Origin of the sequence: Amycolatopsis mediterranei (genome assembly GCF_026017845.1) — a bacterium.
Classification (GTDB): domain Bacteria; phylum Actinomycetota; class Actinomycetes; order Mycobacteriales; family Pseudonocardiaceae; genus Amycolatopsis; species Amycolatopsis mediterranei.
Map to the genome: position 1 here is coordinate 7,251,553 of NZ_CP100416.1, position 19,162 is coordinate 7,270,714.

Below are 19,162 nucleotides of genomic sequence, written 5' to 3' on the forward strand. Positions count from 1 at the left end.
CGGGCCAGCCAGGATGGGTGCATGGACATCGATCATCTGCTCAGCACGACCCGGGCGGTCCGCCGGAAGCTCGACCTCGACCGGCCGGTGGAACCCGAGGTCCTCGAGGAGTGCCTGAACCTGGCGCTGCAGGCGCCGACGCCCGGCAACGTCCAGGCCTGGCGCTGGCTCGTGGTGCGCGACCAGGACGCGAAGAACCGGCTCGGCGCGATCTTCCGCGAAGTCGGCGAGGCCTACCTGGCGGAACGGGCGAGTTCCGCGCCGTCGCGGGCGCTGGCCTCCGGGCGGCACTTGATCGACGTGATCGAGCGCGTCCCGGTGTTCGTGATCCCGGTCGTGGCCGGCCGCCCGGCCGGGGACAACGGGGTCGACGCGGCCTTCTACGGCGGCATCTTCCCGGCGGTGTGGAGCTTCCAGCTGGCGCTGCGCTCGCGCGGGCTGGGCTCGACGCTCACCACGTACCACCTGGCGCGGGAGGCCGAAGCCGCGGAGATCCTCGGCATCCCGGACGGCCACACGCAGGTCGGGCTGCTGCCGGTGGCCTACACGACGGTGCCGGACTTCAAGCCGGCGCCGCGCACGCCGCTGTCCGAAGTGGCTTTCCTCGACCACTGGGGCACGCCGCTCAGCTGATCCGGACGGTCGCCTCCCCGGCGTCCTCGCCGACCGACACGAGCTCGATCCGGCTGGCGGCGAACGACGTCGCCTGCGGGCCGGTGCGGGGGCCGCTGTGGAGCTCGGCCGTGGTGCTTTCGCCGCGGCCGGGCTCCTTCAGCAGGAACGCCAGCGTCGCCTCCCCCTGCCAGATGCACTGCATGCCGGGCCGGCACCGCGAGTCGGCGACGACGCGGGTGTAGCGCACGGTCAGGTCCTTCCCCTGCACGGCGGCCTCCTGCCCGAGCCGCAGGGTGACGTCGTGCCCGGCCGGGGCACTCACGGTGTCCTCGGCCGGTGCGGGCGGCGAAGCGGGCCCAGGTGCGGGCGGCCCGGAGGCGGCTGCGCTCCCGGCGCCCACCGTGACGACGGCGAAGGCGAACAGTCCGGCTACGAATCGCGGTAGGTCCACGTGCTGTGGACGGAACGGACCGAGCCGGGGTTGCACCGGCTCAAAGAACCTTCTTCACCAGAGCCCAGACCCCGGTGGCGGGATTGTGTTCATGCTCGGTGGTGAGGACGTGGCCCCGTCCCAACGACCGTTCAACGGCCGCATCGACACCGCTCGCGTAGTCAGCGAAACGCAACGCCGTTTTGTCGTACTCGGGAACGTGCCTGCGAAGCCGCCTGGCCACGTCCGAGTAACAGGTCAATGGTGCGGTGCAAGCCTCGAAGTGGAGCAGGAGCCAGTACTCGAAGCAAGGGTTCGAGATCGCCAGGTTGACCCGGACCCGTCGAGCCGTGACGACTGCCTTCGCCACGTCGAACTCGTCCACGTCGACGACGCACCAGACCTCGTCGTAAGTGTCCGCGGCATTGTCACGCAAGCCGGCCGCGTGGCGCACGACCGTGTCGGGATCTGCGGGTTTCGCCTTCAGCTTGATCGTCACCGCCGGGTTCCGCCTCGCCTGCTTGAGACCTTGGAAGTAAGCCGGCTCGGTCGCTTCCGCGCCGCACACGACGAGAAGGCTCGACCTCGATTCCCGGAAAGCAGTACGTCGGCGACCGCTGTTCTCTCGTCGCGTCATCCGCGGCCGACCGCCGCTGTGAAGTCACCCAATACGGGCACAGCACCGTAGCTGCCCGCCAGGTAGCGCCGTTCCGTGTTCTGATCTTTCCGCGGCTTGAAGTCGGTGAGCGGGTAGAGGTGACTCGCTCCCTCGGCGCCTCGGTCGACGAACCAGATCTGATCCCGCTCGAGCACCTGCTCGCCGAGCATGGTGCCGAGCAAGCTGGTGTCATGTGTGGTGAAGATGAGTTGAGCACCCTTGGTGTTGACTTCGGCATCTTGGAAGAGCCCGACGAGTTTCGCGGTCAGGAGCGGATGCAGGCTGGCGTCGATCTCATCGACGAACAGAACGAGTCCGCCGTCCAGCGCCCTCAGCACCATCGGAAGAAAACCGATCCAATTGCGCGTTCCGGACGACTCGTCGCCGAAGTCGAAAGGCTCAGAGGAAGCCCCATGAAGGAGCTTGAGTTCCAGGTCGGACTGCGCGGCGCGGCGGCGGGTCCGGTCCTTGCGGTCCGCCACGACGACGTCCACGATCCCGACATCGGCCACCTTGAGAAGCGCGATCATTCGCTGCCGAGCCTCCGGATTCCGGAGCAGATAGTCACCGACCACCCACTGCACATATTCCGGATCTGGCGACGGGCCGTCAAAGCCACTTGCCAGTACTCCCGCCTCGAACCATCGATAGACCGGAATCAGTGGGCCCAGTTCGAGGCGATCGCACACGCTCAAGAATAAAACGGTCGAACGGATCCATTCCTCCAGAACCTCGAACTTGGCCTTGAGGTCAGCCACCGTGCTACCAAATTTGATCGCGCTCCGATTGCGCTCGAATATGAGTCGTTTTCGCTTCTCTGGATACGCATAGAGCCACTCTTCCAGGATCTCAGTTTCCTGCAAGAGGAATCCATAGGTGTACTGGATGCCTTCTGCAATCAGTTCGAAGACGAAGGTCGATGGCCGGTCCGGCGACTGCGGATCGAGCCGGAACGGGTCTTGCAGTGCCACGATGTCGTGCCGGCCCGTCGCATCCGGGAGATGCCTGTTCAGCACGGCCCACCTTGCCAGGGTGATCCCCTTGAAGAGGTTCGACTTGCCGGAAGCGTTGGCCCCGTAGATGGCGGTCACCGGCACCACGGGCCGCTCGTCACCCGGCATCGCGGGCATGAGCAGCAACTCCTGCTCGTCCCGGAACGAGCGATGATTACCGAGCCGGAAGCTCCGCAGCACCCTAACCACCTCCCTGACGACCCTTCGAGCCGTTCCGTACCAGTAAACCGCACGGAACGGCTCGAAGCACCAGTCAGGGTCCTACTCGTCGTCGTCGCTCGCGTCGGCGTCCACCGGGCCGCCGCCGCGGATCATGAACAGGACCGACTCCAGTTCCTCCGGCTTGATCAGCACGTCGCGGGCCTTCGAGCCCTCCGACGGGCCCACCACGCCGCGGCTCTCCAGCAGGTCCATCAGCCGCCCCGCCTTGGCGAAGCCGACGCGCAGCTTGCGCTGCAGCATCGACGTCGAGCCGAACTGGGACGTCACGATCAGCTCCGCCGCCTGCAGCAGGACGTCGAGGTCGTCGCCGATGTCCGGGTCGATCTCCTTCTTCTCGCCCGCCTTCTGGGCCGTGACGCCGTCCTGGTAGTCCGGCTGCGCCTGCTCCTTGGCGTAGTTGACGACCGCGGAAATCTCCTCGTCGCCGACGAACGCGCCCTGGATGCGGACCGGTTTCCCGGCGCCCATCGGCAGGTAGAGCGCGTCGCCCATGCCGATCAGCTTCTCCGCGCCCGGCTGATCCAGGATGACCCGCGAGTCGGTCAGCGACGACGTCGCGAACGCCAGCCGCGAAGGCACGTTCGTCTTGATCAGGCCGGTGACGACGTCGACCGACGGCCGCTGCGTGGCCAGGACCAGGTGGATGCCGGCGGCGCGCGCCTTCTGGGTGATCCGGACGATCGCGTCCTCGACGTCGCGCGGGGCGGTCATCATCAGGTCGGCGAGCTCGTCGACGATCGCCATGATGTACGGGTACGGCCGGTACTCGCGCTCCGAACCCGGCGGCGCGGTGATCTCGCCCGAACGCACCTTCTTGTTGTAGTCGTCGATGTGCCGGACCTTGTTGACCTGCATGTCCTGGTAGCGCTGCTCCATCTCCTCCACCAGCCAGGCCAGCGCGGCGGCGGCCTTCTTCGGCTGGGTGATGATGGGCGTGATCAGGTGCGGGATGCCCTCGTACGGCGTCAGCTCGACCATCTTCGGGTCGATCAGGATCATCCGGCACTCGTCCGGCGTCGAGCGCGCGAGCAGCGACACCAGCATCGAGTTGACGAAGCTGGACTTACCGGAACCGGTGGAACCGGCGACCAGCAGGTGGGGCATCTTCGTCAGGTTCGCGGTGACGAAGTGGCCCTCGATGTCCTTGCCGAGGCCGATCACCATCGGGTGGTTGTCCTTGACCGTGGTCGGCGCGCGCAGGACGTCACCCAGGCGGACCATCTCGCGGTCGGAGTTGGGCACCTCGATGCCGACCGCGGACTTGCCGGGGATCGGTGCCAGCAGCCGGACGTTGTCGGTGGCCACCGCGTAGGCGATGTTCTTGGTCAGCGCGGTGATCTTCTCGACCTTCACGCCCGGGCCGAGCTCGACCTCGTAGCGGGTGACCGTCGGGCCGCGGGTGAAGCCGGTGACCTGCGCGTCGACGTTGAACTGCTCCAGGACGCCGGTGATCGCCTCGATCATGGCGTCGTTGGCCTTGCTGCGGGACTTCGGCGCGTCGCCGAGCTTCAGCAGGTCGGGCGGCGGGAGCTGGTAGTCACCCTCGACCGTGCGGGTGACCGCGAGCGGCGGTTCCGGGGTCTTCTTCGGCTTCTTCTCGACGACCTCGGGCGCTGGCTTGGGCTTCGGCGGCCTGATCGGCGTCGGCGCCTCGGCCAGCATCGCGTCGATGTCCAGCTGCTCGGGAGCGGCTTCGGCGGCCTGGCGGCGCCGCGAGGGCTTGCGCAGCCGCGCGGACTTCGGGTCGGCTTCGGTGACGGTGTCCTCGTCGGTCGCGAAGCCCGAGCGCTGGGCCTCGGCTTCGGCGAGCTCCTCTTCGTCGAGGCCCCAGTGGCGCAGCCGGTGCGGGATCTCGCGGACCGGCGTGCCGGTGAACACGAGCACGCCGAAGAACAGCGCGAGGATCAGCAGCGGCACGGCGACCCAGGTGGTGACGCCCATGGTCAGCAGGCCGCCGGAGAAGGCGCCGACGATGCCGCCGGCGTACATCCGGCCGTCGTTGGTGCCGGGCAGCGCGGTGAAGATGTGCAGCATCCCGAGCACGGACAGCACGACCATGATCGTGCCGACCACCATCCGCGGCCGCGTTTCCGGGTGCGGCTCGGACCGCATCAGCGCGACGGCGACGACGATCAGCACCAGCGGCAGCGTGACGGCCCCGGCGCCGAGGACGGTCCGGGTGGCGATCTCCACCCCGAGGCCGATCGGCCCGGCCGCCCGCCACCAGACGCCGACGGCCGCGACGATGCCCAGGCCGATCAGGCCCAGCGCGAGCCCGTCTCGGCGGTGCTCCGGCTCGAGCTCGCGGGTGCGGCCGACCGTGCGGGCCAGCGTGCCCAGGCCCTTGGCCAGCAGGTTCCAGGTGCCCCGGACGCCCTTGCCGAAGAGGCCGGGGGTCTTGCGCCGGCTGCGTGGCGGTGGTTTGCGAGCGGACGACGTCCGGGGCTTCGCGGGTGTACGCGGCTTACGCGCCGCTGCCCCCTTCGCGCCGCTTCCCGTGCTTCTCTTCCTCGTCGCCGACCCAGCCATGCCGTCAACGGTAACCGGCCGTCGCCGTTCGTCTCGTGCGCCACCCTCGGCCCAGGGTGAACTTCTGCCTCACACCGCCGGTCGATCGGCCATCCGGGTGATGGGCAGGTCCGCCCGACGCAGTGAATGACTCATTCCTGTCGTCGGATGACAGGAATGAGTCATTCACTGCGTTCAGGACCGTGGTAGCGCAAACGGGTGAAATCGGCGTCTGCCATGCTCTGCCCCATGCTCGCGCTGCGCACCGACGAACCGCCCCGCCGTGCTCCCGCCATCTGGCGGACCATGCTGAACATCGACCGCGGGCTGGTGAACCTCGTCGGGCGGCTGACCGTCAGCGGCCGGGTGCCCGCGCAGCTGCGGGGCAAGCCGCTGCTGATGGCCGCGAACCACATCGGCGTGTTCGACGCCTTCGTGCTGATGGCGGCGTGCAAGCGGATCGGCATCAACCCGCGGTTCATGCTGGCCGGCGGCATCCTCGACGCGCCCGTGATCGGGCCGGCGCTGCGGGTCAGCGGGCACCTGCGGGTCGACCGCAAGCACGCCGGGACCGCCGTCGGGCAGTTCGCCGAGGCCGTCGAGGCGATGAAGACCACCCGCGAGCCGATCGTCGTCTACCCGGAAGGCCGGATCAGCCACGACCCCGGCCTGTGGCCGGAGCGCGGCAAGACCGGCGCGGCGCGGCTGGCGCTGGCCGCGGGCGTGCCGGTGATCCCGATCAGCCAGTGGGGCGCGCACGAGGCCGTCTACTGGGGCACCGAGACCGTCAACGGCCCGGCCGACCTGGTCCCGCTGGCCCGCTCTGGGCTCAGCGCCCCCCTGCGCCGGCCGAAGTTCCGGGTGCACTTCGGCGACCCCGTCGACCTCTCGGACATCGACACGCAGCGGCCGGGCGCCGGGGTGCGCGCGCACGCGAAGATCATGCAGGCCATCACCGACGGCCTCGTCCCGCTGCGCCGCGACGAGCTCGACCGGCCCCGCTTCCACGACCCCACCCGGCCGACCGACACGGTCAGCCCCTGGAAGCCGCCGTCCGTACTGTGAGACACCCGGGGCGGCGCCCCTAGAGTCGGCGACGTGAGCACACGGATACTCGTCGTCTACTACAGCTCGACCGGGAACACCGCCGCCCTCGCCGAATCGCTCGCCACCGGAGCGCGCGAGGCCGGGGCCGACGTGCGGGTGCGGACCGTGCCGGAAACCGTGCCCGCCGAAGCCATCGCGCAGAACCCGCGCTGGCGGGCCTGGATCGACGCCGGTCCGCACCACGAGTTCGCCACGCTCGGCGACCTCGAGTGGGCCGACGGGCTGGCCGTCGGCAGCCCGACCCGGTTCGGCGGCCCGGCCGCCCAGCTCAAGTCCTATTTGGACAGCACGGGTGGCTTGTGGGCACAGGGAAAGCTGGCGGACAAGGTGGCGACGTCGTTCACGACGGCATCCACCGCACACGGCGGCCTCGAGTCGACGCTGCTGGCGATCAACAACGTCTTCTACCACTGGGGCGCGATCGTCGTCCCGCTCGGCTACACCGACCCGCACCTGAAGGAATCCGGCAACCCGTACGGCGGCTCGTTCGTGTCCCGCAAGTCCGCGGCGCCGGACGACGTCGCGCTCGACGCCCTGCGCCTGCAGGGCCGGCGGCTGGCCACGATCACCACGCACGTCGCGACCGGGCTGAAGCGCGCGGAGTGATCGTCCGGGTGCCACTTCGGTGGCACCCGGACGTCGGTTCAGCGCCGGGCCGCGCGGCGGCGCAGCACCAAAGCGCCGGCGCCGGTCGCACCCACGAGGGCGATCGCGCCGCCCACGAGCAGCGGCGTGGCGGTGGATTCGTCATCGGCCGGGCCGCCACCCGTCTGCGGCGCACCCTGCGGCTTCACCCCGACCTGCGGCGCGGTCTGCGTGGGCTTGGCAGGCTGGGCCGACTGGGCCGACTTCCCGACGGTGAAGGTCCGCACGGGGCCTCGGTGGTCGCCGGGTCCGCCCTCGTAGCAGTAAATGTAGGCTTCGTACTTTCCCGGCGGCACGTGTTTGTACGTGACGGAACCCGTTTTCCCCTGCATGATCAGGTCGCCGTGCAAGATCGGCCGGTGCCCGCCGGGCACACGGTAACCAGCTTCGGCCTGGACGGCACTGTTGACGCACGTTCCTTCGATGGTCACGTTGTCGGCGTCGTCCACCTCGACCTTCATGGACGTCGGGTTGCCCGTCGGCGCTTCCGCGGCCGACGCCACAACCGGCGACAGCAGCACGAAACCGGCGGCCACCCCCACGGCAGCAGCAATTCTTCGCATGACTTTCCCCTCCCAGGATTCATCGCACGCCGAATACATGCGATGCACGACTGACTGCGGCGCGATCCCTGTCGCGCCTTCGATTCAGCGCCGAGCCGCGCGGCGGCGCAGTACCCACGCACCGGCACCGGCCGCACCCACCAGAGCGACCGCCCCGCCCGCGAGCAGCGGCGTGGCGGTGGATTCGTCATCGGCCGGACCACCCCCGGTCTGCGGCGCACCCTGCGGCTTCACCCCGACCTGCGGCGCGGTCTGCGTGGGCTTCGCCGCCGGCTGAGTCGGCTTGGTGGGCTGGGTCGACTGGGCGGGCTTGCCCGGCTGCGCAGGCTTGGGGACGACGAAGAGCCGAGTAACGCCGGCGAAGTCTTTGTCGGCCGTGTCGCAATGGATTTCCGCCCGGTAGTCCCCCGGCTGCACCCCTTTGAACATGATGGAAAGCTTGTTTCCCTTCGGTGCCAGGAACCCCCCGCCGAGCGCACGGTCACCCGAGCGAGCGAAGTAGTGCGCTTCAGCCGGGACACCACTGGCGACACACGTGACGGTGAGAGTCACCACGCTTCCCGACACGTCGACATGCACCGATGCCACGTTTCCCTCCGCGGCCGACGCCACGACCGGCGACAGCAGCGCCAACCCGGCGGCCACACCCACGGCAGCAGAAATCTTCCCCGCCATTTTCCCCTCCAAGGATTCTTCGCACGCCGAATACGTGTGCGAATCAAGAAAGAAACTCATTCCCCGCCGGATCAATCGCGGGGCCCCCTGTTTCTTGCGACATCCGGAAGACGTCCACCCGAAGGCCCGGTTGCGATCCGAAGGTCACGAAACGGACTCGGCGCCCGCAACCCCGAGTAACCGGGATAATCGTTTCGGCGGTGACACCGGGCCACCTACAGTCGCGACGGTGACCACTGAACTCCCCGTCCTCGCGTCGCCCCGGGTCGCCCACCGGGGCCGCGGGACCAGCTACGTCCTGCTCGCCGCCCTGTTCTTCAGCACGTCCGGCACCCTGGGCAAGTCCGTGATGTCCGCCGGGATCGCCCCGGAGCAGGTAGCGGCGGCGCGGATCGCGCTGGCCGGCGTCGTGCTGCTCGCCGGGGTGGCGCTGGTGGCGCCGCGGAAGCTGCGGGTGCGCCGGGCGGAGCTGCCCGTCCTGGCCGGGTACGGCCTGCTCGGCGTGGCCGGCGTGCAGCTGCTCTACTTCGTCGCCGCGGGCCGGATCCCGGTCGGGATCGCCATCCTGCTGGAGTTCGTCTCGCCGGTGCTCATCGCCTTGTGGGTGCGGTTCGTGCGGCGCCATCGGCTGCCGCGAGCGGTCTGGGGCGGCATCGCGCTGGCCATGGCCGGGCTCGCGCTGGTCGCCCAGGTCTGGGAAGGCGTGACCCTCGACGGGCTCGGCCTGCTGGCCGGCTTCGGCGCGGCGCTGTGCTCGGCCGGGTACTTCCTGCTCGGCGAACGCGCGGTGGCCGACATCGACCCGCTGGGCCTGGTCACCTGGGGCATGGTGATCGGCGCGGTCGCGATCAGCTTCGTCGCGCCGCCGTGGACGTGGCCGGCCGGGCTGCTCGGCGCGGACGTCGGGTTCGGCGCCTGGCACCCGCCGGTGTGGCTGCTGCTGACCCTCCTGGTGCTGGTCGCGACGGTCCTCGCGTACGTCTGCGGCATTTCGTCGCTGCGGCACCTGCCGGCGTCGGTGGCGAGCGTGCTCGGGCTGATCGAACCGGTGATCACGACGGTTGCGGCGTGGGTGCTGCTCGGCGAGCAGCTCGCCTGGCCGCAGCTGCTCGGGTCGGCGATCCTGCTGGGCGGTGCGTACATCGTGCAGCGGAACTCGGAGATCCTCGCCCACTGAGCTTGCGCAAATTCTGCACCGGGCGGCCCGCGGGTGCGAAAATTCCGCAACCCACGTTCCCCCGGGGAGGAAGCACCTTGACGACCAAGTCCGGGCTGCGGCCCGACCTGCGGCAGCGGCACGTCCGGATGATCGCCCTCGGCGGCATCATCGGCGCGAGCCTGTTCATCGGCAGCGGCGCGGTGATCCACACCGTCGGCCCGGCCGCCGTGCTGTCCTACGCCATCGGCGGGCTGCTCGTCGTGCTGGTGATGCGGATGCTCGGCGAGATGGCGACCGCGTCGCCGGCGCTGGGCTCGTTCATGGAGTACGCGCGCGACTCGCTCGGCGGCTGGGCGGGCTTCACGATCGGCTGGCTGTACTGGTACTTCTGGGTCGGCGTGGTCGCGTTCGAAGCCGTCGCGGGCGCGAAGATCCTGCAGGGCTGGATCCCCGGCGTGCCGCAGTGGGTGTTTTCGCTCGCGCTGATGCTGCTGCTGACGGCGACGAACCTCGCGTCGGCGCGCTCCTTCGGCGAGACGGAGTTCTGGCTGGCGTCGATCAAGGTCGCCACCATCGTCGTCTTCCTGTTGCTCGGCACGCTGTTCGTGCTCGGGCTCTGGCCGGACGCGCACTTCTCGGTGGGCAACATCGGCCTCGACGGCTTCGTCGCGAAGGGGCCGTTTTCGGTGGTGCACGGCGTGGTCATCGTGATCTTCTCGTACTTCGGCGCGGAGATCGTCACGATCGCGGCGGCGGAATCCGACCAGCCGGAGACGGCGGTCCGCAAGGCGACCTCGACGATCGTCTGGCGGGTGATCGTGTTCTACGTGGGTTCGGTGGCGCTGCTGGTGATGATCACGCCGTGGCGTGAGATCCCGAGCGAAACGAGCCCGTTCGCGGCGGCGTTCGGCCGTTTCGGCGTCCCGGCGGCGTCGACGATCGTGTCGGCGGTGGTCCTGACGGCCGCGTTGTCGGTGCTGAATTCGGGGCTGTACACGGCATCCCGGATGCTGTTCGCCCTGCGGCGCCACGGCTGGGCCCCGGCGTGGGTGTCGGACACGAACGCGCGAGGTGTGCCGTGGAAGGCGATCCTGGCCTCGACGTCGGTCGGGTACGTGGCGGTGGTGATGAGTTACGTGTCCCCGGACAAGATCTTCTACTTCATCATCAATTCCGCGGGCGCGGTGGCCCTGTTCGTGTACGCGATCATCTGCGGCTCCCAGATCCGGATGCGACGTTCTCTCGAAGCCTCGGCGCCGGAGAAGCTGAAGCTGCGGATGTGGGGCTATCCGTGGCTGAGCTGGGTGACGCTGGTGCTGACGCTCGTGGTGGTGGCCTCGATGCTGTTCGTGGACTCCGACGCCCGGGCACAGCTGTACTTGAGCTTGATCAGCCTGGCGGTGATCCTGGGCGTTTACGCGCTCATCCGCCGGCGAGCCGGGACAACGCCCCGAAAAACACGTCCGTGATCTTCGCCGGGTCCGGGGCCAGGAACGCCTGCCCGCCCGTGGCCGCGGTCAGCTGGTCCAGTTCCGCCTTGTCCGCGTCCGGGCCGATGCCCACGCCGATCAGGGGGATCGGGCGGCGGGCGTCCTGCAGCCCGGCCAGCTCGGTGAGCAGGTCCGCGCGGGAAATCCCGCGCGGGTCCTCGTTGCGGCCGTCGGTCATCACGATCACCAGGTTCAACCGGCCCGGCTCCCACTCGCGGCGGGCCGTGCGGTACGTGTCCAGGACGCTGTCGTACAGGCCCGTTCCGCCGTCCGGGGTGGCCTTCACCTGGCCCAGCTTCTCCAGGGCGCCGCTCGCCAGGTGCTGGGCGACCGAGGCCATCGGGAGCAGCTCGCGGTAGTCCTTGTCGCCGTCCAGGCGGGTCGAGAACGCCAGCATCCGCAGCTGGGTCGCCGGCTTGAACAGGTGCATCGCCTTCGCCGCCGCCTCCATCGTCACCTGCATGCGGTTCAAGTTCGTGCCCGGGACCTGCGCGTTCATCGACCCCGACACGTCGATCAGCACCTGGACCCGCGCGCTCAGGTTGACGCCCGCCCACTGGTTGAGCAGCTCGTCGATCACCGGCGCGGGCGGGAGGCTCTCCGCCCGGATGCCCTCGGGGAGCACCCTCGGGTCGTCGGCGTGGTTGCGCAGCGCCTGGCCGCCCGCCGCGCGCAGACCCGTCCGGGCGATCGCGTCCGCTCCCGCGTCACCGAGCACCGCGTCGCGCAGTGCCTCGACGATCGGGCGCTGCTGCGGGGTGATCCCGCCCAGCTCCGCGAACGGGTAGTCCAAAGTGGGCACCGCCGTCGAGTAGACGGCGACCAGCGGGGACTTCGGGTCCTCGACGTTGTGGCGCAGCAGGGAGTTCTCCGACGCGGGGAACGCCGTCACCGCGGCCGTCCCGCCGCCGTCGCTCGAACCCGGCAGCCGTGCGATCAGCTCCGTCTCCGCGCCGAGCGTGTTGGCCGAGAAGCGCCGCAGCATCGCCACATACGCGGCCGAAGGCTCGGGCGACGCCTTGGCGCCGTCCCGCAGGCCGAGCAGCGCCAGCGCGCCGACCGCGTCGCGCGCCGGGTCGGACATCCCCGGGACGGCTCCGGGCGCGGCCAGCACCTCCGTCCAGGAAGGCACCCGCTCGGGCCAGCCGAGGCCCTTGACGACGTCCGCGGCGACCGCGAGCACCACCGGCGAGCTCGCCACCGACGCCCCGGATTCGGGGACGTCGGAGGCACCGAGCTGGTGGGCTCGACGCAGCGCGAGCGTGGAATCCGGGATCCAGACCTGCGGCCGCGGGCTGCCGTCCGACAGGGCGAGCCGCTCGGCCGCCTGCGTCGCGTCCCGCGTCTGGATCTCGATGCTGCCGCACTGCAGGTCCAGACCGTGCGCGACGAGCGACAGCGCGGGCGCGATGTCGGCGGACGCGGTCACGAGGACCTTCGCGGGCTGCTCGCACGACGGCCGGGCACGCACGGTCGTCACCGTCACCCACGCGGCAGCGCCGAGGACGAGCACGAGACCGGTCGCCAGGGCGGGCACGAGCAGCCGGCGTCGTCTGCCGTCCGAATGACGTCCCATCGGCGCGGCCTCTCTGCGCGAGGCGGGGTGGGATCAAGGTTATCCCGCAGCAAAGCCGCCGCTCGTGGGCCGGACGGCCTAACAGGCGGGCGATCTCACGCCGAAGGCGGCCTTCGGTCCGTTGAACGCACCGAAGACCGCCTCGGGATAGCGCTAGACCGGGATGACCGTCGGGACGATCATCGGGCGGCGGCGGTAGGTGTCGGCCACCCAGCGGCCCACGACCCGGCGGACCGCCTGCGCGATCCGGTGCGTGTCGGTGATGCCCTCGGCCTCCGTGCGCGCCAGCTCCATCTCCACCAGCGGCACGACGGCGGCGAGCGCCTTCGGGTCGTCGGAGAAGCCGCGGCCGGACACCGTGGGGCTGCTGACCGCGCGGCCGGTGCTGGAGTCCACCGCGACACTGATCGAGATGAACCCGCCCTCGCCGAGGACCAGGCGATCCGACAACGTCGACTCGCCGACGTCGCCGACCGAAAGGCCGTCGACGTACACGTGGCCGACCTCGACGCGGCCGGTGCGGGACGCCTTGCCGTCGACCAGGTCGACGACCACGCCGTCCTCGGCGATGACCACGTTCTCCGGCGCGACGCCGGTGCGGATCGCCAGCTCGCCGTTCGCGCGCAGGTGCTTCCACTCGCCGTGGACCGGCATGACGTTGCTCGGACGCACCGCGTTGTACAGGTAAAGCAGCTCCCCCGCCGACGCGTGCCCGGACACGTGCACCTTGGCGTTGCCCTGGTGGACGACGTTCGCGCCGAGCCGGGTCAGGCCGTTGACCACGCCGAACACCGCTGTCTCGTTGCCCGGGATCATCGAGCTGGCCAGCACGACGGTGTCGCCCGCGCGGATCGAGATCTGCCGGTGCTCGCCGCGCGCCATCCGCGACAGCGCCGAGAGCGGCTCGCCCTGCGAACCCGTCGAGACGAACAGGACCTTGCTCTCCGGCAGGGTGCTGGCCTGGTCGAGGTCGACCAGCAGGCCATCGGGCACGTTGAGCAGGCCGAGGTCGGCCGCGATGCCCATGTTGCGGACCATCGACCGGCCGACGAACGCGATCCGGCGGCCGTGGCGCTGGGCGGCGTCGAGGACCTGCTGGACGCGGTGGACGTGGCTGGCGAAGCAGGCCACGATCACGCGCTGGTCGACCTTGCGGACGACGTCGTCGAGGACCGGGCCGATGTCGCGCTCGGGCATGACGAACCCGGGCACCTCGGCGTTGGTCGAGTCGACGCAGAACAGGTCGACGCCCTCGTCGCCGAGCCGGGAGAAGCCGGCCAGGTCGGTGAGGCGCCCGTCGAGCGGGAGCTGGTCGAGCTTGATGTCGCCGGTGTGCAGGACCACGCCCGCCGGGGTGCGGATGGCCACGGCCAGCGCGTCCGGGATGGAGTGGTTGACCGCGAAGAACTCGAGGTTGAACACGCCGACGTCGCGGCGCTCGCCCTCGCGGACCTCGATCAGCTTCGGCCGCTGCCGGTGCTCCTTGGCCTTGGCCGCGAGCAGCGCGTTGGTGAACTTCGAGCCGTAGATCGGCAGGTCCGGCCGCAGGCGCAGGAGGAACGGGACGGCACCGATGTGGTCTTCGTGCCCGTGGGTGAGCACCAGGCCTTCGATGTCGTCGAGGCGATCCTCGATCGCGCGGAAGTCGGGCAGGATCAGATCGACGCCGGGCTGGTCGTCCTCGGGGAAGAGCACCCCGCAGTCGACGATGAGCAGCCGTCCGCCGAACTCGAAGACGGTCATGTTGCGCCCGACTTCGCCGATGCCGCCCAGCGCGACGACGCGCAAGGCTCCCTCGGGCAGTGCGGGCGGGGCGTTGGTGGGCCCTGGACCTAGGGGAAGTGAGCTCACCGAGGCAGGGTCCCAACGCTGGTGTGCGAGGTCGGCGCGATGTAGGCCGCTCGCGAATCTGCTTGTGCCACCCGCTCACCATGCCAGTCCCGGGCCGCCGTGTCGCCCAGCGGCACGCCGCCCTGGCCAAGATCACCGGCGATCAGGGCCGTCTGCTCGGGGGTCGGCGCGACGATCGGCAGCCGCGGGTCGCCGATGTCGAAGCCGCGCAGCCGCAGCGCCGCCTTGCTGAAGGCGACCCCGCCGACTCGCGACATCGCGCGCAGCACCGGCAGCATCCCGCGGTGGTTGGTGCGCGCGGTGGAGGTGTCGCCGTTTTCGTAGGCGTCGATCATGGCGCGGATCCGGCCCGCGACGACGTGACCGATCACACTCACCACGCCGACGCCGCCGACCGAGATCCACGGCAGGTTCAGGCCGTCGTCGCCGGAGTAGTAGGCGAGGTGGGTGTTGGCGATGACCTCGGACCCGGCGATGAGGTCGCCCTTGGCGTCCTTGACCGCGACGATCCGGGGGTGCTCGGCCAGCCGCAGCAGCGTGTCGACCTCGATCGGGACGACCGAGCGCGGCGGGATGTCGTAGAGCAGCACGGGCAGCCCGGTGCTGTCGGCGACGGCGGTGAAGTGCGCGTACAGCCCGGCCTGGCTGGGCCGCGAGTAGTACGGCGTGACGACCAGCAGGCCGTGCGCCCCGGCTTCTTCGGCCTGCTTGGCCTGCTCGAGGCTGTGCGCGGTGTTGTTGGTGCCCGCGCCGGCCACGACGGTCGCGCGGTCGCCGACGGCCTCGACCACGGCGCGGATGAGCTGCTGCTTCTCCGCGTCGCTCGTGGTCGGGCTCTCGCCGGTGGTGCCGTTGACCACGAGGCCGTCGTTCCCCAGCTCCACGAGGTGCTCGGCCAGCTCCTGCGCCCGCTTCAGGTCCAGTGCGCCGTCGGCGTCGAACGGGGTGGCCATCGCGGTGAGCACGCGCCCGAACGGCCGTCCGGGCGCTGCGGTAGGTGGGTTGGACATGCCCAGACGGTACCCCGCCGGTCCGACGAAAACCGCGCCGACCTGGTCGCCAGGAGGATTTCCCGGGACCGGCCGCTCGTCGCGGAACTTCTACTTGACCTTGGTCACGATCGGCGCGGTGATCGGGCCGCCGTCGGCGCGGGCGAGCACGCAGTAGAACTCGCGGCTGGGTTCTTCGCTCTGCTTCGACGGGACGCGCTCCCACTCGGTCTGGGTGGGCACGAGCGCGCGGAAGGTGAGGTCCGCCCGCCGGGCTTCGGGCACGATCGACGACCGGAACGCGGTCGCGCACGTCGCCTCGGCGCCCGCCTTCACGGCTTCCAGCCCGGGGTAGGCCGCGACCTTGGCGTCGTCGGAGCTCCAGTTCTCGACCGAGATCAGGTTCCCGATCTCGTAGACCTCCAGCGTGTGCGCGTTGCCGCACTCGGTCTTGTTGTCCTCGTCGCTGATGATCGAGCCGTCCTGCACCGGGGTGTTGAAGCACCGGTTGTAGCCGCTGATATCGGTGCGCAGCTGCCCACCGACGCCGTAGGTCATGACCGGCTGCTTCTGCTTGTCCGCGGCGGGCGTCTCGTAGGCCTTGCCCGCGAAGAAGCCGCCGATCAGCGCGGCCACGACCAGCACGGCGGCGGCGGTGAGCCAGAGGGCGCGGTGGGTCTTCTTCTGCGGCGGCTGCGGCGCGTTGGCGCCGAGCATCGCGGTGCCGCGCGGCGGGGTGGGCCGCACGCCCTGCGCCGTGGTCAGCAGGTTCTGGGCCTGGGCCGCGGTCAGCCGCGCGTCCGGGTTGGTGACGAGCAGGCCGAGGATGGCCGCGGCGATCGGGCCCTGGCCGCGGGTGAGGTACGGGATCTCGGTCATGATCGCGTGCAGCGTCGCGGCGGTGGTCGCGCGCTCGAACGGGATCGAGCCTTCGACGGCGAAGAACAGCGTCGCGCCGAGCGACCACAGGTCGGACGCGGGCATCGCTTCCCGGCCCTCGACGCGCTCCGGCGCCATGAAGGCCGGCGAGCCGACGATCATGCCGCTGGTGGTCAGCCGGGGGTCGTCGACGGCGTGGGCGATGCCGAAGTCGGTGAGCTTCACCCGGCCGTCCGGCGCGACGAGGATGTTCGCGGGCTTGACGTCCCGGTGCACGATCCCGGCGGAGTGGGCGGCCTGGAGCGCGGCGAGCACCCGCTCCCCCAGCTGGGCGGCCTGCGCGGCGGGCATCGGACCTCGCTGCCGCACGAGGTCGGCGAGGCTGGGGGCTTCGACGAGCTCCATCACGATGAAGGTGGTCCCGCCGTCGGTGACGACGTCGTAGACGGTGACGATGGCGGGGTTGTTGAGCCGTCCGCCGGTGCGCACCTCGCGCAGGGCGCGTTCGGAGAAGACGGCCGCGGACTCGGCGTCGGGCAGCCGCAGTTCCTTGACCGCGACCTGCCGTCCGATGACCTGGTCCTGCGCCCGCCACACGACGCCCATGCCGCCCCGGCCGAGTTCGCCGAGCAGGAGGTAGCGGCCCGCGACGACCCGCTGACCAGGCGTGCTGGGCGCCTGCGGCGGGTAGGGCCGGGTCTGTTCGTCGGTCACGGTGCTCCTTTGGCGGCGGTCGCGCAGATGCTAGTCCGACCGTCGCGGAGCGCCGCGGGTTCCGCGAAATTCGTGACCTGGACCGGCCGGCACGCGTGCCCGAAAGGTCGACTCACGTGCCTGGAGGGACGACACGCGTAATTGGAGGGACGACACGCGTGTTTGAAGGGCCGACTCGTGTATCTGGCGGTCGGCTCGCCGACCGGGACATCCCGCGGCCCTGCCGCGGACCCGGGTACTCGTGTCAGCAGCAGTTCGAGATTGCGTGTGGCGCTGACTCTCGCTCGCCAACCCTAGCGATAACTACCACATCGATGAGGCAGTTACTCCTAGGGTTGTCGGGCGGTTGGTCAGCGGCGGCTTTCGCCGCGGTAGGGGAGCCAGCGGTAGCCGGGGGCGAAGTCGCTGAACTCGGCGCGCTTGCCCGTCCGGATCCAGATGTCCTCGGCGACGACGAGGCCCGGGAAGATCGTCAGGTCCTTCTCCGCCATCAGCTCGTCGTAGCTGCGGAACCGGTCGGTCTGGATGCCGGCGAGCGCGTAGCGGTAGACCGGCGGCGCGATCCGGAGCAGCCAGTAGAGCCGGCGGCCGGCCGCGGTCATCGCCGCCGCTTCTTCGTCGGTGTGCGCGCCGTTGGGGCTGAGGCCTTCCGGCGCGACCCCGCACCACCAGGCGCCGGCGCTGCTGAAGACCCCCGCCGGCCAGCCGTCGAAGTGCCGCGCGAGGTCGCGGGCGTGGGTCTCGCGGTCCCCGCATTCGGCGTTGAGGGCGAAGGTCCAGGCCATGGCCGCGTTCCCCGTTCCGTGGGTCAACCGGTGACCGTGAGGTAGATGAGCACCAGGTTGAGAGCGATGATGATCGCCGCGATCACCGAGGCCGCGACCGTCGTCGAGCGGCGGTTCGTGTCCGCCCCCATCAGATCACGGTCCGCCGTCAGGCGAATCAACGGCACCAGCGCGAACGGAATCCCGAACGACAGCACCACCTGCGACACCACCAGCGCCGCACTCGGGTCGGTGCCCAGCGCGAGCACCACGATCGCCGGCGTCAGGGTCACCAGGCGGCGCAGGACCAGCGGAATTCGCTTGTGCAGCAACCCTTGCATGATCATCGCGCCCGCGTACGCGCCCACCGACGTCGAAGCCAGTCCCGACGCCAATAGGCCGATCGCGAACAGCAGCGCGACGCCCGGGCCGAGCGCCGAGGAGACCGCGCCGTGCGCGCCCTCGATGCTGTCCACGCCCACCTGGCCCTGGAGGTTCGTCGCGGCCAGCAGCAGCATGCCCAGGTTCACCGCGCCCGCCAGGAGCATCGCCAAGCCGACGTCGGCGCGCGTCGCGCGCAGCAGGCGGCGGCGCTGGAGGCCCTCGGACCGGCCGTGGCGGTCGCGGACCAGGCCCGAGTGCAGGTAGACGGCGTGCGGCATCACCGTCGCGCCGAGCATGGCCGCCGCGATGAGGATGCTGCCCGCGCCGTCGAAGCCCGGGACCAGGCCGCCGAGGGTTTCCGTGGCCGACGGCGGCTCGACGAACAGGCTCGCCAGGAAGCCGACCGCGATCACCGCCAGCAGGCCGGTGACCACCCGCTCGAACGTGCGCTGGCCGCCGCGGTCCTGGACCGCCAGCAGCGTCAGCGACACCGCGCCGGTGATCAACCCGCCGACGACGAGCGGGAGGTCGAACAGCAGGTTGAGCGCGATCGCGCCGCCGACCACCTCGGCCAGGTCGGTGGCGATGGCGACGATCTCCGCCTGTGCCCAGTAGGCCAGCCGCGCGGGGCGCGACAGGCGGACGCGCAGGGCCTCCGGCAGCGACATCCCGCTGACCAGCCCGAGTTTCGCCGACAGGTACTGCACCAGCACGGCCATCAGGTTCGCCGCGACGATCACCCAGACCAGCAGGTAGCCGTAGCGGGCGCCGGCGCTGATGTTCGAGGCGACGTTCCCCGGGTCGACGTAGGCGATGGCGGCGACGAACGCCGGACCGAGCAAGGCCGAACCGGTGCGCAGGCGCGTCACCAGCCTCGGCCGGACAGCCTCGGTCACAGCCATGCGCCCACCTCTCGAAAA

17 protein-coding genes are annotated in these 19,162 nt (G+C 70.4%); 5 read left to right on the forward strand and 12 right to left on the reverse strand.

Going from position 1 to position 19,162, the window contains the following annotated elements; translation table 11 throughout:
- Positions 1-21 precede the first annotated feature (21 nt).
- On the forward strand, positions 22-633 hold the full coding sequence (locus ISP_RS32245) for a nitroreductase family protein (RefSeq protein WP_013228072.1): 612 nt from the start codon (positions 22-24) through the stop codon (positions 631-633).
- Here ISP_RS32245 and ISP_RS32250 read toward each other — a convergent pair.
- The 4 genes from ISP_RS32250 to ISP_RS32265 all read right to left on the reverse strand — a co-directional run bounded on the left by ISP_RS32250 (position 626) and on the right by ISP_RS32265 (position 5,467).
- Positions 626-937 carry a hypothetical protein gene (locus ISP_RS32250; RefSeq protein ID WP_013228073.1) on the reverse strand — a complete coding sequence of 104 codons (312 nt, stop codon included), beginning with the start codon at positions 935-937 and terminating at the stop codon, positions 626-628. The genes ISP_RS32245 and ISP_RS32250 overlap by 8 nt on opposite strands.
- Positions 938-1,106: 169 nt before the next feature.
- Entirely contained in the window at positions 1,107-1,613 is a 507-nt protein-coding gene (locus tag ISP_RS32255) for an RloB family protein (protein ID WP_013228074.1), read from the reverse strand.
- 65 nt (positions 1,614-1,678) lie between these two features.
- Entirely contained in the window at positions 1,679-2,896 is a 1,218-nt protein-coding gene (locus tag ISP_RS32260) for an AAA family ATPase (RefSeq protein ID WP_013228075.1), read from the reverse strand.
- Between the two features lie 81 nt (positions 2,897-2,977).
- Positions 2,978-5,467 (reverse strand): FtsK/SpoIIIE family DNA translocase, encoded by a 2,490-nt coding sequence (locus ISP_RS32265; RefSeq protein WP_013228076.1) that lies wholly within the window; start codon positions 5,465-5,467, stop codon positions 2,978-2,980.
- Positions 5,468-5,695: 228 nt separating this feature from the next.
- Between ISP_RS32265 and ISP_RS32270 the strand changes: the two genes are divergently transcribed.
- Positions 5,696-6,511 carry a lysophospholipid acyltransferase family protein gene (locus tag ISP_RS32270; RefSeq protein ID WP_034285675.1) on the forward strand — a complete coding sequence of 272 codons (816 nt, stop codon included), beginning with the start codon at positions 5,696-5,698 and terminating at the stop codon, positions 6,509-6,511.
- A 33-nt stretch (positions 6,512-6,544) separates the two neighbouring features.
- Positions 6,545-7,159 carry an NAD(P)H:quinone oxidoreductase gene (wrbA, locus tag ISP_RS32275; RefSeq protein ID WP_013228078.1) on the forward strand — a complete coding sequence of 205 codons (615 nt, stop codon included), beginning with the start codon at positions 6,545-6,547 and terminating at the stop codon, positions 7,157-7,159.
- A 38-nt stretch (positions 7,160-7,197) separates the two neighbouring features.
- Here wrbA and ISP_RS32280 read toward each other — a convergent pair whose 3' ends face one another.
- On the reverse strand, positions 7,198-7,800 hold the full coding sequence (locus ISP_RS32280) for a hypothetical protein (protein ID WP_230468458.1): 603 nt from the start codon (positions 7,798-7,800) through the stop codon (positions 7,198-7,200).
- Between the two features lie 45 nt (positions 7,801-7,845).
- Positions 7,846-8,496 carry a hypothetical protein gene (locus ISP_RS32285; RefSeq protein ID WP_230468459.1) on the reverse strand — a complete coding sequence of 217 codons (651 nt, stop codon included), beginning with the start codon at positions 8,494-8,496 and terminating at the stop codon, positions 7,846-7,848.
- A gap of 169 nt (positions 8,497-8,665) precedes the next feature.
- Between ISP_RS32285 and ISP_RS32290 the strand changes: the two genes are divergently transcribed.
- Both ISP_RS32290 and ISP_RS32295 read left to right on the forward strand, forming a co-directional pair.
- On the forward strand, positions 8,666-9,613 hold the full coding sequence (locus ISP_RS32290) for an EamA family transporter (RefSeq protein WP_013228081.1): 948 nt from the start codon (positions 8,666-8,668) through the stop codon (positions 9,611-9,613).
- Between the two features lie 77 nt (positions 9,614-9,690).
- A complete protein-coding gene (locus ISP_RS32295) occupies positions 9,691-11,064 on the forward strand; it encodes an amino acid permease (protein ID WP_013228082.1) in 1,374 nt (457 codons plus the stop codon).
- Here the strand turns inward: ISP_RS32295 and ISP_RS32300 are convergent.
- From ISP_RS32300 to ISP_RS32325, 6 genes are all read right to left on the reverse strand, one after another.
- The gene (locus ISP_RS32300; protein ID WP_176742065.1) at positions 11,018-12,661 is read right to left on the reverse strand and encodes a VWA domain-containing protein; all 1,644 of its coding nucleotides are present in this window, start codon (positions 12,659-12,661) and stop codon (positions 11,018-11,020) included. The genes ISP_RS32295 and ISP_RS32300 overlap by 47 nt on opposite strands.
- A 153-nt stretch (positions 12,662-12,814) precedes the next feature.
- The gene (locus ISP_RS32305; RefSeq protein ID WP_034285679.1) at positions 12,815-14,512 is read right to left on the reverse strand and encodes a ribonuclease J; all 1,698 of its coding nucleotides are present in this window, start codon (positions 14,510-14,512) and stop codon (positions 12,815-12,817) included.
- On the reverse strand, positions 14,509-15,522 hold the full coding sequence (gene dapA, locus ISP_RS32310) for a 4-hydroxy-tetrahydrodipicolinate synthase (RefSeq protein ID WP_049878175.1): 1,014 nt from the start codon (positions 15,520-15,522) through the stop codon (positions 14,509-14,511). The genes ISP_RS32305 and dapA overlap by 4 nt, the downstream gene beginning before the upstream one ends.
- A 90-nt stretch (positions 15,523-15,612) precedes the next feature.
- The gene (locus tag ISP_RS32315) at positions 15,613-17,094 is read right to left on the reverse strand and encodes a serine/threonine-protein kinase (RefSeq protein ID WP_013228086.1); all 1,482 of its coding nucleotides are present in this window, start codon (positions 17,092-17,094) and stop codon (positions 15,613-15,615) included.
- A gap of 350 nt (positions 17,095-17,444) precedes the next feature.
- Positions 17,445-17,906: a hypothetical protein gene (locus ISP_RS32320; protein WP_230468460.1), complete on the reverse strand. Its 462-nt coding sequence runs from the start codon at positions 17,904-17,906 to the stop codon at positions 17,445-17,447.
- On the reverse strand, positions 17,903-19,144 hold the full coding sequence (locus ISP_RS32325) for an Nramp family divalent metal transporter (protein ID WP_034285682.1): 1,242 nt from the start codon (positions 19,142-19,144) through the stop codon (positions 17,903-17,905). The genes ISP_RS32320 and ISP_RS32325 overlap by 4 nt, the downstream gene beginning before the upstream one ends.
- Between the last annotated feature and the right edge of the window lie 18 nt (positions 19,145-19,162).